This is a genomic window from Serratia sp. TSA_130.1 (genome assembly GCF_052691795.1).
Map to the genome: position 1 here is coordinate 13,483 of NZ_JBQZFS010000011.1, position 12,396 is coordinate 25,878.

At 54.3% G+C, this 12,396-nt stretch carries 15 protein-coding genes and 2 pseudogenes; 7 read left to right on the forward strand and 10 right to left on the reverse strand.

From position 1 onward, the window contains the following. Nucleotides 1-14: 14 nt before the first annotated feature. A complete protein-coding gene (locus ACUTQY_RS23915) occupies nucleotides 15-344 on the forward strand; it encodes a hypothetical protein (RefSeq protein ID WP_195880728.1) in 330 nt (109 codons plus the stop codon). Nucleotides 345-359: 15 nt separating this feature from the next. Here the strand turns inward: ACUTQY_RS23915 and ACUTQY_RS23920 are convergent, their stop codons facing one another. The 4 genes and pseudogenes from ACUTQY_RS23920 to ACUTQY_RS23935 form a co-directional block, all read right to left on the reverse strand. Then, nucleotides 360-581: a hypothetical protein gene (locus tag ACUTQY_RS23920; RefSeq protein ID WP_195880729.1), complete on the reverse strand. Its 222-nt coding sequence runs from the start codon at nucleotides 579-581 to the stop codon at nucleotides 360-362. 350 nt (nucleotides 582-931) lie between these two features. Continuing rightward, a complete protein-coding gene (locus tag ACUTQY_RS23925) occupies nucleotides 932-1,093 on the reverse strand; it encodes a recombinase family protein (RefSeq protein WP_438272060.1) in 162 nt (53 codons plus the stop codon). Nucleotides 1,094-1,289: 196 nt separating this feature from the next. Beyond that, nucleotides 1,290-1,409: a DUF4113 domain-containing protein gene (locus ACUTQY_RS23930; protein WP_195880730.1), complete on the reverse strand. Its 120-nt coding sequence runs from the start codon at nucleotides 1,407-1,409 to the stop codon at nucleotides 1,290-1,292. 17 nt (nucleotides 1,410-1,426) lie between these two features. After that, a pseudogene (locus ACUTQY_RS23935) lies at nucleotides 1,427-1,809 on the reverse strand (ATPase domain-containing protein); the annotation flags it as partial. Between the two features lie 452 nt (nucleotides 1,810-2,261). On the opposite strand from ACUTQY_RS23935, the gene ACUTQY_RS23940 reads away from it, so the two are divergent. Then, nucleotides 2,262-2,426, forward strand: coding sequence for a hypothetical protein (locus tag ACUTQY_RS23940; RefSeq protein WP_228287516.1), 165 nt, complete (start codon nucleotides 2,262-2,264; stop codon nucleotides 2,424-2,426). Here the strand turns inward: ACUTQY_RS23940 and ACUTQY_RS23945 are convergent. From ACUTQY_RS23945 to ACUTQY_RS23970, 6 genes and pseudogenes are all read right to left on the reverse strand, one after another. Continuing rightward, entirely contained in the window at nucleotides 2,423-2,749 is a 327-nt protein-coding gene (locus ACUTQY_RS23945) for a DUF1493 family protein (protein ID WP_260048810.1), read from the reverse strand. The genes ACUTQY_RS23940 and ACUTQY_RS23945 overlap by 4 nt on opposite strands. Beyond that, nucleotides 2,749-3,198, reverse strand: a pseudogene (locus ACUTQY_RS23950) (STM2901 family protein). Before ACUTQY_RS23950 ends, ACUTQY_RS23945 begins: the two are co-directional and overlap by 1 nt. A gap of 25 nt (nucleotides 3,199-3,223) precedes the next feature. Next, on the reverse strand, nucleotides 3,224-3,859 hold the full coding sequence (locus ACUTQY_RS23955; RefSeq protein WP_260048808.1) for a DUF2913 family protein: 636 nt from the start codon (nucleotides 3,857-3,859) through the stop codon (nucleotides 3,224-3,226). 28 nt (nucleotides 3,860-3,887) lie between these two features. Further along, nucleotides 3,888-4,820 carry an Rpn family recombination-promoting nuclease/putative transposase gene (locus ACUTQY_RS23960; protein WP_260048807.1) on the reverse strand — a complete coding sequence of 311 codons (933 nt, stop codon included), beginning with the start codon at nucleotides 4,818-4,820 and terminating at the stop codon, nucleotides 3,888-3,890. A gap of 52 nt (nucleotides 4,821-4,872) precedes the next feature. Further along, nucleotides 4,873-5,859, reverse strand: a complete 987-nt coding sequence (locus ACUTQY_RS23965) for a hypothetical protein (protein WP_260048804.1) — start codon at nucleotides 5,857-5,859, stop codon at nucleotides 4,873-4,875. An 89-nt stretch (nucleotides 5,860-5,948) separates the two neighbouring features. Next, on the reverse strand, nucleotides 5,949-6,824 hold the full coding sequence (locus tag ACUTQY_RS23970; protein WP_074181131.1) for a hypothetical protein: 876 nt from the start codon (nucleotides 6,822-6,824) through the stop codon (nucleotides 5,949-5,951). Between the two features lie 464 nt (nucleotides 6,825-7,288). On the opposite strand from ACUTQY_RS23970, the gene ACUTQY_RS23975 reads away from it, so the two are divergent. From ACUTQY_RS23975 to ACUTQY_RS23995, 5 genes are all read left to right on the forward strand, one after another. Continuing rightward, the gene (locus ACUTQY_RS23975; RefSeq protein ID WP_260048802.1) at nucleotides 7,289-8,053 is read left to right on the forward strand and encodes a tyrosine-type recombinase/integrase; all 765 of its coding nucleotides are present in this window, start codon (nucleotides 7,289-7,291) and stop codon (nucleotides 8,051-8,053) included. 171 nt (nucleotides 8,054-8,224) lie between these two features. Continuing rightward, a complete protein-coding gene (gene parA, locus ACUTQY_RS23980) occupies nucleotides 8,225-8,848 on the forward strand; it encodes a ParA family partition ATPase (RefSeq protein ID WP_060441996.1) in 624 nt (207 codons plus the stop codon). 2 nt (nucleotides 8,849-8,850) lie between these two features. Next, the gene (locus ACUTQY_RS23985; protein ID WP_260048801.1) at nucleotides 8,851-9,090 is read left to right on the forward strand and encodes a plasmid partition protein ParG; all 240 of its coding nucleotides are present in this window, start codon (nucleotides 8,851-8,853) and stop codon (nucleotides 9,088-9,090) included. Nucleotides 9,091-9,779: 689 nt separating this feature from the next. Then, nucleotides 9,780-10,220: a hypothetical protein gene (locus tag ACUTQY_RS23990; RefSeq protein ID WP_239511729.1), complete on the forward strand. Its 441-nt coding sequence runs from the start codon at nucleotides 9,780-9,782 to the stop codon at nucleotides 10,218-10,220. Between the two features lie 91 nt (nucleotides 10,221-10,311). After that, a complete protein-coding gene (locus tag ACUTQY_RS23995) occupies nucleotides 10,312-12,366 on the forward strand; it encodes a ParB/RepB/Spo0J family partition protein (protein WP_260048800.1) in 2,055 nt (684 codons plus the stop codon). The last annotated feature ends 30 nt before the right edge of the window (nucleotides 12,367-12,396 follow it).

Sequence of the window (12,396 nt, forward strand, 5' to 3'; positions counted from 1 at the left end):
CAGGCAGCTTGCGAATGAGAAATACTGCCAAAGAATCCACCGATGGCACCTTCAATGACTGCACCGGCAGTATGGCCAGTCACGCTTCCAATACCCGCTCCGACGACGCCTCCGATCGTTCCGCCGATACCCGCTCCGGCACCACCGCCGATAATATTTCCGACAACGGGTACAATAGTACCTACGGCAGCACCAGCCAGCCCTGCGGCGGTCGAGCCTACAGCGGTACCTACTGTTCCACCAATGGCTGCGCCGCCCCATGTCAGAACATCCTGAATGATGCCCGCGCCGCTGACATCCTCAACTTCATGAATCGTCAATTCACGCATATCTGTTCTCCTTGAAATTCCATTTAGAAATTATCGGCCAAAGATACCGCTGACAAAGGACGACACGCCTTTGTATAACTCATTAACAGCATTTGTGGCCGTGTGGAACCCCTGTACAGCAAGATCCCCTGCAAAAGCGCCGATCGACGAGCCGACTTGTCTGGCTGGGGCATCAAGTACCCCATTGATTAGGTCGGTTACCACACCAGCACCACTGACTTGCTGAACATCTTTCTCGCTAAGCTCTCTCATTTCTTACCTCCTTGATTTGCACTGAATTAACCATAATGGGTTAATAGCCATATTCCATTAAAGTCGTAGAGTTAAAATAATTGTTAGATTAATTTATGTATCATGTCAATAAAATGTGCTTTTTCACTTAAACCTTCATGATGGAGCTAGCAGGGACCCAGATTTTCTGGCGACATAAATTACCCTCGTTTCAGCAGCTTTACACCGTCTGCTTGCAGTTGACCATCCGGGAGATATGCCGGTACGACTTTCGTCTCTGGCCGTCCCATTGACGCCATTGCCAGTCGCAGTTTTATTGGCGTCATTCTGTAAGGCCGTTCGCCGTTACTCCCGCGCACTCTTGCTGAAGCCTAGCCTGCAGTCGTACGCTCGGCAATCTGCTCATGCCTAAACTTGGCCAGTGCAGCAAAAATGCCAAAAACAAGCTTACCGGCAGCGGTCATGGTATTAATGGTCGCACTGTAACCAGTCAGTACCTTCAGGCCTACCCCGCGTCCGGTAAGGTCATGCACCGTATTAGGGGGGACGCTCAGTGGAACGAAAACTCACGTTAAGAAATTTTCCACGTTTGACGCCGCTTTTAACGGCCTCAGATGTCCTTTGGTCACCCGTTCTGAGTATGTTACATGATAACGAGGCTTGATGTGTTTCGTGTGAAGTGGGCAATTATTTCAGGCGCGCGACAGGCACGTCGTTCAGTCGCGTGGTCTAGGCCGGCGACAGCCGCTGCCGTCTCATCTTCCAGCCGTCGGCGCGATCGGGAATACCCTGCCCGGCAAACCACACCGGCGCCCGGCCGTCCTGATTAAGGCTGTCGAGCAGCTGCATCAGCCGATCGCCGTTTTTAGTTCACCGATATCGACGCCCAACTGCTGCGCGTAACGCGGATCGAGCGCGTGCTCGGCATCGATAAAGACGCATTGCAAGCCGGCGCGCTGGGCGCAGGCAGCATGACCGACAGGGCGACGGTGGTCTTGCCGGACGACTCGGGGCCGTAGATTTCGGTGATGCGGCCGACCGGCAGGCCACCGCCGAGCGCGATGTCGAGGCCGAGCGAGCCGGTCGGGATACGTTCGACTGCCATGCCATGGTTGTCGCCCAGGCGCATGATGGCGCCCTTGCCGAACGCCTTCTCGATGGCGGTAATGGCGCTTTGCAGGGCTTTGGCGCGATTTCCCTGCGTGCCGGCCGTGTCCTGTGGTGTGCGGGTTCGTGATGCGTTGCTCATCTTGTGTTCTCCTCTGGTCGGCAACCGAATGCGTTATTATAATTATGCTGTATGCATAACCAGCATAATATAAATCTGAGGGGGAATGACAAGCGATAAGGCGCGACTTTCAGCTATAGGGGAACAACTCGCTCATTTTGAAGTGGATTTTTTTCTGTTTCTCAACAGTTGCGATTTAGCACGATCTCAGAGGGGCTGGATCGTTATCTGCCATGTGCTTATCCGGAAGGCACAAGATGTTGTGTCTAAAACAGCTTAATAAGGTACTAAATGTTGTGTTTCCAGGCGTGATCGTCACTTGCTACTGGCGTCATTGTTTGCCAAACTGCATTGCAATAATATGACAAAATGACATGTTTTAGTGAGCGGTGATGACGGGATTTGAGCTGAAACTATGGCGAACGGGACTGGGATGGACACAGGAACGGGCGTCAAAGGAGTTTGGGATTTCGATGCGTACCTACATCCGCTATGAGCATGCTGATCCGCCGAGGGCGATTGAGTTGGCCATCCAGGCCCTGTCTCTGGCCGCGATGTTGCCGGATATCGACGCACTGTCGGCAGATACGTTACGGCAGCGTGTAAGAACGCTGGCGGTTGACATCCAATCCGGCTAATACAACCAGCGTCCGACTTTGGCCGACTCGACCAGCATTCTGATGGTGAGCGGTTTTAGGGGCTGTTCGGGCACCTTTGAACCGAAAAACTCTGGGGAAAAATAATGGGTGAATTCCATGCCGGCCGGATCGACATGCCATATGGACAGGTAGGTGTTGATCGCATCGTCACCGTCATCCCAACCAATCTTGAGATCTTCCCGCAAGCGTGTGTCCAGGGTTACCGGCACTTTCGAGCCCCAGAAGACATACTTCCGCGGGCTGAAATTTTCATAGTAATAATCAATGATCTCTTGCTCTATTTGCGCGGGCGTCTTCATCATCAAAAATAGGTCCACTGAATTCTGTCTGCCGGACGGGCAATGAGGTTGAAACGGTCTTTCACATCGCGGCCGATCGCGTAAATGGTCCAGGCCGACAGGGCATACCCCAGCCAGGGAACATTGCGGCCGATAAATTTTCCCCAGTTATTCACGTCGCTGATGTGCAGGCGCTGTGGGGTTTCACCCACCAGTGTCGGTAAACGGATACCTTTCGGCAAAGGCTTTCCGCGACAGTCGCGAGGCGATTGACGTGCCTGGTGTAGCGGTCCCCGGCTTTGGCGCGTGGGAAGCCAGGGTTGACCTAATGCGATCAAGACGGCATCGGCAACGCTGATCCCCAGATGCTCACGGAGCGCATCGACGGTGATAAGCCACCACAGCTGCTGGGGCTTCAACTGGGTATATCCCTTGTAGAAATACGTACCGTTTAATTCCTCAACCGTATCCATAGGTTATCCTTTACCGTAGGGGATGTCAGGTTGGCGCGTTGCTGTGCTCGCCTGGCTCCAGTGTTACCGTTTGATATGTCGGCCTGCTGTCTGCAAGGCGGGTCTGCAGTCCATACTCTGCCATGACCTGAATGAACGTATAGGCATCGCCGACAATGCGAAAAGAGACCGGCTGCAGGTGATGGCCATCCTGAGAGAAGGCGGCATTGAGCGCCGTTTTTTCGACGTAGAAACCGTTTTGCTGGGACGGCGTGGGTGTGGTTTCCGATCGCCACTCACGGGCATCCATCACATAATTGTCCCAGCCCCGATCTTTCAGGGTTTCAGTCGCGTAAGTGAGCCGGAATAAATCGGACTGCGCGGCGAGATTGCCGCTGCAGGAGCGCCACAGGTATTCCAGATGCTGGCGCAGTTTGCCGGCCGTGCCGTGTTTGCGGCCGCGTTCGAGCAGCCAGGTGAGATCCACTGCAACCCTTTTAGGGAACCGCTTCTGTTTTTGGGCGGTGGCCAGCCAGCGGATCAGGAACAGATTTTCGGCGTAGGGTGTGCCAACGATGCCGTCCTGGCGGGCCAGCCCAAATGCTGCCAGGGCGCAGAACGCCAGGTGGCTGAGTGCGGCGGTGGTGTTATCCGTAGAAACGGATTTGGTCTTATCTAACAACGTCTACCCTGCCGGTTGTCACGATGGATTAATGGCGAATTTGCGCGAGGTCGGCGGCAGTCAGACCGGTCATTTTCATTACTGAATCGCGGTCGATGCCATTCGCCAGCATAGTACGGGCAACGGCAAGTTTGCCCTCGAGAACCCCTTCTTGGCGTCCTTCCTGGCGTCCTTCCAAACGGCCTTTCTCCAGCCCGCGTTCCAGGCCTTTTTGTTCGAGTTTTTGTGCAATGGTCATAAGAACCTCCTCGTGCTGTGGTGCCCGGCGTGCCAGCTCGCGGATAAAGGTTTCCGGAGAGGCAGTATCGCCAACCTGCAGCATGTAATTCATCAATGATACCAGCTGCTCTTTAGTAGTGTATCCGGCCAACAGTAAGGTGACCAGTTGTTCCAGTAATTCGGCCAGGTCGCGTTGTCGGACATGCTTTTGCAATAGTTCCAAGATGGCCATACGACGGTGCTGCATGATTTCATCATCTGGAATAACGGTAACGTCGACCAACGGAAAATCACCAGTGTAAAGTTGTTGGGCCAACTCGGGATCACCAAACTCATCCAGCCAGCACATTGAATACGGGTAAGGTGTGACCTGACCATGGTAGAACAACAACGGGACGACCAGAGGCAATTGCTCATTACCGGCGTCAAGGTGGCGTTGCATGGCGGCGATAGCGTAGCGTATCAATCGGAAGGCCATGTGTTTGTCTGGTGAACTCTGGTGTTCAATCAAACAATAAACGTATCCGTCTCCTTTCCCTGTCTTGAGCGAATACAGGACGTCGGAATAATAGGCGCGAAGGTCTTCTTCGACAAAGTTGCCTGATTCTAGCCACAACGTGCTTAGATCACAGGTTTTCAGCAGTGCCGGTGGCAGGTGCTGCTGCAGAAAGTCGCGGGCAGTTTCCGGGTGAGTCAGAAACTGCTTGAACAAGGCGTCGTGAGGCGTGGGTGTCGTTTTCATGATGACATCGTAGCACGTAGAGTTTTCTGTTCAATCTCCTAGCTCTAGAGATTTAGGGGCGGTTTTCGTTTACTAAATGCCTTTTTTTAGTCCAAAAAACGGGGGCTATTAGGGTAAACAAGCTGCCTGCAGAAAAAGCGCCTATGGCTAGAAAAATACTTTCAACTAGGCCACCACTTGAATAATCGAAAGCAGTCATTGCTATCATAAAAATAACTGTAAATAGCGCCGGATAAACATATTTGTTGCGGATTGGGAAATCGATCATGCCGGCACGGATGTAATTATTTTCAAGCCTTATCCTGATTTTTTCAACATCAATAACATGCTCGTAAAAAATTTCTGTTTCCTTAGAGGTTTCGGAGTGAGCCAATATATCCTTTAAAGGAGGTAACTCAGTTGGCCACTGGTGCTTGATTGTTACGCCATAAGCACGAAGTAAAGGCCATGCAAAGGAGAAGTGACTGATTTTCTGGATGTATCGACCATCCAGTATGGACCAAAAATCCTTTCCGCCGGCAATGTTTACGATATAAATCGCCATTCTTTCGGCTTTTGGATAATGATGTGTGTATACCCTGGCAGGGATATCATCGATATTGTGGTGTCGACAAAAGTTGACGCGATTCTTTCCCTCATGAGGTAGGAATAGACCGAGTTCAGGTATGCAGGTATAACTGGTACTGCTTATTCCATATTCCGAAAAAATATGTGATTTTATTTTTTCTTCATCTTTTTTTGATAGATAACGGTCTGGCCACCACCGCCAACTACAACCAAGGGTTTGAGCAACCGGGATCAATAATGTTTCTGGTGTTTGTGTTTCGGAATCCCGAGGCATGAAAGGCATGATACTGTTAAAGAAACACATTCCAAAATAAGGGCCATACTCTCCCCCTCTCATTGGGCCATGGAGGTCATCAGGTATGTTTTCTGGGCAATCCCTGGCTTTCATGTCGATATCGAACTTCAAAGCAGCGAACTCGCGTGCAGCCTTGATTTGTAGGGCTGACAGGTGAGATAGGTCGATACTGTTCATATTTTTCTCATCCAAAATCCTTTAATCACTAATTTTCTTCTATTACTATCCTGTCATTATCCGTGCGCTTCCATGCCACGGTACGCTAGCTAGTGAAAATGACCACCGCTTAATTGGCTTACTCGGGGACGTAATTTTTTTATCATCGCATCAATACCTTCTCCGTTGGGGAAGTATTGAATTGCACGTACGGACCGGAGATCAAAAGGAATATCATCCATATGCTGAGTAATAAGGATCACCTGCTTACCTAGTGCATGTGCGATGCCTGCTTCATAAAACACGTTGGGATTCTTTCCCGACAGGTCACAAATCACCACTGAAGATTTACAAATGAGCGAAACCACATCCTGCATAATGTGTTGATGGTCCCATATATCATCGGCGCGGTTACATACCATGCCCATATCCGCGGCCATCGTCTGTATGGCCTGATACACAGGAGTGAAGTTTCCAGCAAATGGCATCATGACGGACAATTGTTGTTGTTCAACATGATGAATATGGTCAATATTAAAAACGTCTGGTTTAGGGATGGCTCCTATACTATTTCTGAATAAAACTTCGAATAAATCCCCATTATTTACAGACCAATGGGTATGGATTAATTGGAAATCAGTCAGTCCGAGCTCGCGTGCGAAGTTTTTTATTGACTGGGTTGATATAGGTGGGATCGCTGGGTCGAGACGGTATGTTATTATCGCGTCGCGGCCTGCTTTTTTAACGTTCGTAATATTACCCACTCTAGCAAAAGGAGCTCCCCTTCCTTCCAGTTCTGTCATAATTAGAGCCGGATATTGTGTGATTTCCGCCATAGAAAACTCCCCATTGGGGCGAAACCGTTCAACCAGTTGTGGATCTGTATGCGCGTTGGTGATGGAACGCCCTAAATCGAGCGATCCTGAGTTGTCCTGCCAACCGTGCTCATCATTCCACCCTGCATAACTGACTAATAAGTGAAACATTACCCTGCCCTGTATTTATCCATGATGGGATGATTATACTGCTGATGTTGTCATTTGGTAAAAAGCTTGTTTTATTGGGAATTACACTTTCATTACAAACTGACTGTGACGTCGTCACCGGGAAATTGGGCATTACCGGTAGACTCCCCAACCGCCCTGCCCGGCCAGCTCACGGCCTATTTTCCCTTGTATCACAGCGGATTAGGGACAGCGTTCGCTTAACGCCTGTCTCGTCGGCGCCAACCGGCGTCCATGATGATTATGTTTTTTACGTACATTTCGTTTTTTCCCCAATTTTTATGCGATGCTGTCCTGACCGATCACCGATTTATTCGGCTTCACGGCGCCGGGGCTGACACGGCACAATAGTGCATTGAGCGCCAACCCGGCGATCGCCGAGGGTGTCAAAGCGCGATCGCGGCCTTTGAAGGCCGAAAAGTGCACAGATTGCGGAGAATGAAAAATTGAGTATCATCCCCCTCGAGATGGGACAGATTTCACGTAGCGCGATCAGTCTGCCTGGCGGCTTCGCGCGCGCCGTGCGGCTGCGCGAAATGGCCCTGGCCGCTTCACTGGATGTGCCCCGCTACCTGCTGGCGCCGGAAATTGCGGTCCTGCTCGATTACCTGCCCGATCTGCGCCAGCGCATGCTGATTGAAACCCTGTGGAACACCGGCGCCCGCATCAATGAAGCCTTGGCGCTGACGCCGGGGGATGTGTTCTTCAACGGCGACCTGCCTTTTGTCCGGCTGCGCACGCTGAAGCAACGCGCGCCCCGGCCACGGCGCCGGCCGACCAAGGAAGAGCAGCAGCGGCGGGAGCCGCCGTTCCGGGCGGTGCCGCTGCCGGATGCGGGATATGTTCGCCGGCTGCAGGGCTATTTTGCGACATTCAAGTTGCTGACACGCCGGGCGACGCCGATGTGGGATGTGGCCAGCCAGGAGACGCCGCGTAACTGGTTGCGGGCGGCGGTTCGCCGTGCCGCCCAGGATGGCGTAACTTTTTCGGTGCGCCCCATCACCCCGCACACGTTCCGCCACAGCTATGCGATGCATCTGCTGATGAACGATGTGCACGTCAAACAGGTCCAGGCGCTGATGGGCCACAAGCGCCTGGAAAATACCGAAATTTATACCCGGATCTTCGCCCTGGATGTCACGCCGGATCTGGCTTTCTCCCTGCCCGTTGATGAAGCGCGGGGGCTGCTGGCGCTCCCTTCTCTAAGATAACTCTCTGGTTTTACAATTAATCGCAAATACGATTTTACGGAAAAGCGTATTTGATGATTTCAGTATTGACCTTGCCCGCGCTTATGCATACACTGCAATTGAATCGTAATTGTTAGTTTGCAGAAATACGGTTTTACTGAAAATCGTAATAACTCATACCAGGAGTACCTGATGATTATCTCTGTACTGAACCAGAAAGGGGGAGTTGGCAAAACCACTCTCAGCGTCAATATTGCTGCCCGTCTGGCGGCGGATGGTGCCCGCGTATTGCTGCTTGATGCCGATCCTCAGGGTAGCGCCCTGGATTGGGCGGCAGCACGGGAAGATGAGTCCGCTTTCCCGGTGCTGGGGTTGCCGCGTGCCACGCTGCACAAGGATATCGGCAAATTCACCCAGGATTATGACCACATCATCATTGATGGCCCACCCCGCGTCACGGATCTGGCCCGTTCCGCCATTATGGCGGCAGACCTGGTGGTGATCCCTGTTCAGCCCAGTCCGTATGACGTGTGGGCGGCACAGGAAGTGGTCACATTGATCCAGGAAGCCAAGATTTATAAAGAAAACCTTAAATCTGTATTTGCGGTTAATCGTAAAATCGTAAATACTGCGATTGGCCGTGATGTCGGCGAGGCCCTGTCGACGTATGAAACACCGGTGTTGCAAGCCACGGTGTCGCAGCGGGTGATCTTCGCTGAAGCGGCGGCTGTCGGTAAAGCCGTGTTCGAGCTGGAACCAGATTCGGCGGCGTCAAAAGAGATCGGCGCCCTGGTTAACGAGATTTTGGAGCAATAAGTATGAGTGGGAAAAAAGTGACTTTCGGTGCCAAGCCAACCAAACCTGCACCCAGTGCGGATGCCTGGGTGGAAAGTCGCGCTGTCGAAGAAGCGCCGCCGCCGATCGAGAAAATGAAGCGACTCACGATAGATATCCCGGAGAGCCTGCATAAGGCCATCAAGTCTGCCTGTGCCCTGAGGGGCACCAAGATCGCCGATGAGGTGCGCGAGCTGTTATATGATAAATACGGAAAAGAGTAATTCTGTATTTAATGTTTTACGATTATGCGATTTTAAGATTAGACGCTTTTGCGTTTAGGATGAGACGGTAGGGTAGGCAGGTTACGACTCATCATTGCTGTCGAGCCGTAGCTCCCTGCGTACCGTTTGAAACGCTATCATTACGATTATCTGTATTTAATGAAAATAACATTTCATTAAATACAGAAATCAGTAACGACTATGCCACTCGTGGGCGCTCCTCGCGCAAATCAATGTGCAGGCCCATTATGGCCATAGTGAGCATCACCTGGAAGGCGCTGGTGACGGCAACCAGGTTGGATAATTCGAGTTTTTGGCGTGCCTTCTGCAGGTGAGGCGTTGTGCAGAACTGCGTCGTTGGTGATAACGCTTAATTCTACTTGTACTTTGCATATTTGGCGTAATTTGGGCGTCCGGGCGCGCTGTCGTGCTGCGCATGGCGCCGTCGAGCCGTCGCCACCCTTCGGGCGTCCATCGCTGACGCAACCCCGCTTGCAGCCGGCGATGCCGGCGCCGCACTCACTGTCCTGCAGCCAGGCTGCAGGACGCTGTTGACGCCCCGCCGGCCGCTGTCGCGCCGCCGTGTCGGGTTGATCCATATTCAACCTTCCAGGGTGCTTTATCCGCAGTCAGTCTTCCCGCCGCAACTGATAACAGCACAACGCCTCGCTTGAACACCAAGGGGTGAAATGCACTCCGCCAAAAACTTTTTCCTCCCTTCGGTCAAAAAAACTTTTTGTCTCCGCCCCTTGGTGCCGCTCTTCGCCGTGCTGAATCAGTTTATTGCGACGGCGAATACTCACAGCGGCATCAGTTATTACCCCACGGAGGATTTCAACATGGCTCAACAAAACGTCAAAGGCGCGACATCGAAGCCTACAGCAGCATCCGCACAGACCAACAGTGCTCTGACCATCCCGCAGGTGTATGACCTGTTTTGCTATGTGAAGGCGGTGTGCGGTCGTTCAACCGGCACCATCGAACCCCCGGTCGTACCGGCAGGGGCGGAAGAGGTGTTCGCGGACTTTGGGGATTTCGACACCATTTCGGTGTGGATCGTCGGGGGCTGGCCGGTGGCTGCCAGCGATCAGATGACGATGACCCACTGGCGCATGAATTCAGGGCAATAAAAAAGCGGCATCCTGCCGCTTTCTCACCGCCAGCGCGGAAGCACCCACTTCTGACGCTGGCTCAACAGGCAATTATCAACGGAGATACACCATGTCTATGACTGAGTCTAAAGCACCAACCAAGGGCAAGACAACCCGTCCGGCCAAAACCACCACGAAAAACGCCCTCGCGGAAAAAATCGAGGCGGCGCTGGCCAAGGCCGTGCGCAAAACCGCCACGCTCGGCCAGCTGGTGCTGACCGATTTGAACGTGCGCAAGAAAAAATCCTCGCAGGCATCGATCGAGGGGCTGGCCGCCGCCATCCGTTCAGCCGGTCTGCTGATGAATCTGGTCGTGTTCGAAATGGACGATGGCCGCTACGGCGTCGCCGCCGGTGAGCGGCGCACGCTGGCGCTGCGCTGGTTGATGGAACAGGAGAACGACGCCGACAAGACCACCCCGGACGGCGTCGTGACCGACGATTACCCGGTCGAGGTGCTGGTCGTCAGCCGGGCGATGGCGCGCGTGGTGTCGATGATGGAGAACAGCCAGCGCGAGCAGATGCACCCGGCCGATCAAGTCACGGCGTTCCGCGACCTGTCGACGGACGGACAAACTCCGGCACAGATTGGCGATCTGCTGGGGTTCAGCACGCGCCATGTTCAGCGCTGTTTGCGTCTGGCAACGATGGCGCCGGTGCTGCTCGATGCGCTTGCCGACGACCAGATCACCCTCGACCAGCTGCAGGCGTTGTCGGCCACCGACGATCATCAACGTCAGTGTGACGTGTGGGACAACGCGCACGGTTGGGCGGCTGCGCCGCAGCACCTGCGCGAGGCGGTGCTGAAAGGCGATGTCTCGGCCAAAGACAACAGCCAGCTGGCATTCGTCGGGCGCGAAGTCTACGAGGCGGCGGGCGGCACCTTCAAATTCGACCTGTTTACCGACGAGGGCTTTTTGACCGAACCGGCGATGCTGGAGCGTCTTGCCCGTGAAAAATTGCACGCGTTGGCGCAGCAGGTGGCCGAGGATGAGGGCTGGAGCTGGGCGGCAGGGCGCATTTCGGCCATTAAAACATGGGGTGAGGATGCGGAGCTGTACCGCGAGCTGGCCGAACCGCAGCCGGAATTTACCGCTGACGAACAGGCCGAGATCAAACGGCTGAAAGCGCGGTTCAGTGAGCTGGAAGCGGCATTCGAGGCGGCGGATGCCGATATCGATACCCACGCGCTGAACGTCGAAAGCGACGCGGTACAGGCCGATATTGAGCGGTTGACCGCGCAGGCGATCGTCCGTTCATGGCCGCAGGTGATGCGCAGCAGCGGCGGGGTAGTGGCGTCCCTGCGTGACGGGGAGGTGGTTTACCAGCGTGGGATCGTGCTGCGGGCTAGTGAAGCAACGACCGGGAATGGTGATGATGACAACGACGAGGGCACGGCGACCACCGAGACGGCAGCACCGAAAACCAAGGAGAAAGGGCTGTCGGCGGCGCTGATCACCAGTTTGTCGGCGGAACGCACACTGGCGGTGATGGGGGCGCTGGTCGAGAACCCGCCCGTCGCGCTGGCGCTGCACACCCACTCGCTGGCCGTGAAGGTGTTCGGTTCGCGTTACGCTGGATCGCTGCTCCAAACCAGCCTGACCCCAAAACGGGCGGAGCTGCTGACCAAAGCCCCGACGGCAGAAGGGAGCCGCGCCGATCGCCAGCTGGGTGAGCTGCACGCGCAGTGGGAAGCCAAATTGCCACCGGAGTGGAATACCGATTTCTCATGGTTGCTGACGTGGGAGCAGGCCGAGGTCGTGGCGCTGCTGGCGTACTGCGTCGGCCTGTCGCTCGATGCCGTGCAGCTGTGGCCTGCAAAGGATGGCAAAGTCGGCGATGCCCTGACGCCGCTCGAGCACGCGCTGGATTTCACGCTGCGCGACTGGTGGCAACCGAGCAAGGCCAATTACTTCGGGCGGATCAGCAAGGAGCTGATGAGCGATGCGTTGGTTGACGCCGGGAAGGTGGCGCAGGCGGCCTCGGTGCTCAAGATGAAGAAGGGCGACGCCGCGCAGCTGGCCGAGGACGAGCTGACCGCCAGCGGCTGGGTGCCGGAGTGCCTGCTGCCGGTGGCCGAGGACACCACCACCTTACAGGACGCTGACAACAGCGCCGCCGCCTAACAGACAGGGAGCTGCCGCCCATCGGGCGGC

Bases quoted from the DNA above. Each gene is read 5' to 3' on its own strand.
- ACUTQY_RS23945 (WP_260048810.1), bottom strand. From the start codon at position 2,749: ATGATGAAGACGCCCGCGCAAATAGAGCAAGAGATCATTGATTATTAC.
- ACUTQY_RS23940 (WP_228287516.1), top strand. From the start codon at position 2,262: ATGCGTACCTACATCCGCTATGAGCATGCTGATCCGCCGAGGGCGATT.
- parA (WP_060441996.1), top strand. From the start codon at position 8,225: ATGATTATCTCTGTACTGAACCAGAAAGGGGGAGTTGGCAAAACCACT.
- ACUTQY_RS23995 (WP_260048800.1), top strand. From the start codon at position 10,312: ATGTCTATGACTGAGTCTAAAGCACCAACCAAGGGCAAGACAACCCGT.
- ACUTQY_RS23990 (WP_239511729.1), top strand. From the start codon at position 9,780: ATGCACTCCGCCAAAAACTTTTTCCTCCCTTCGGTCAAAAAAACTTTT.
- ACUTQY_RS23960 (WP_260048807.1), bottom strand. From the start codon at position 4,820: ATGAAAACGACACCCACGCCTCACGACGCCTTGTTCAAGCAGTTTCTG.
- ACUTQY_RS23985 (WP_260048801.1), top strand. From the start codon at position 8,851: ATGAGTGGGAAAAAAGTGACTTTCGGTGCCAAGCCAACCAAACCTGCA.
- ACUTQY_RS23970 (WP_074181131.1), bottom strand. From the start codon at position 6,824: ATGTTTCACTTATTAGTCAGTTATGCAGGGTGGAATGATGAGCACGGT.
- ACUTQY_RS23920 (WP_195880729.1), bottom strand. From the start codon at position 581: ATGAGAGAGCTTAGCGAGAAAGATGTTCAGCAAGTCAGTGGTGCTGGT.
- ACUTQY_RS23930 (WP_195880730.1), bottom strand. From the start codon at position 1,409: ATGCAGCTGCTCGACAGCCTTAATCAGGACGGCCGGGCGCCGGTGTGG.
- ACUTQY_RS23965 (WP_260048804.1), bottom strand. From the start codon at position 5,859: ATGAACAGTATCGACCTATCTCACCTGTCAGCCCTACAAATCAAGGCT.
- ACUTQY_RS23915 (WP_195880728.1), top strand. From the start codon at position 15: ATGAGAAATACTGCCAAAGAATCCACCGATGGCACCTTCAATGACTGC.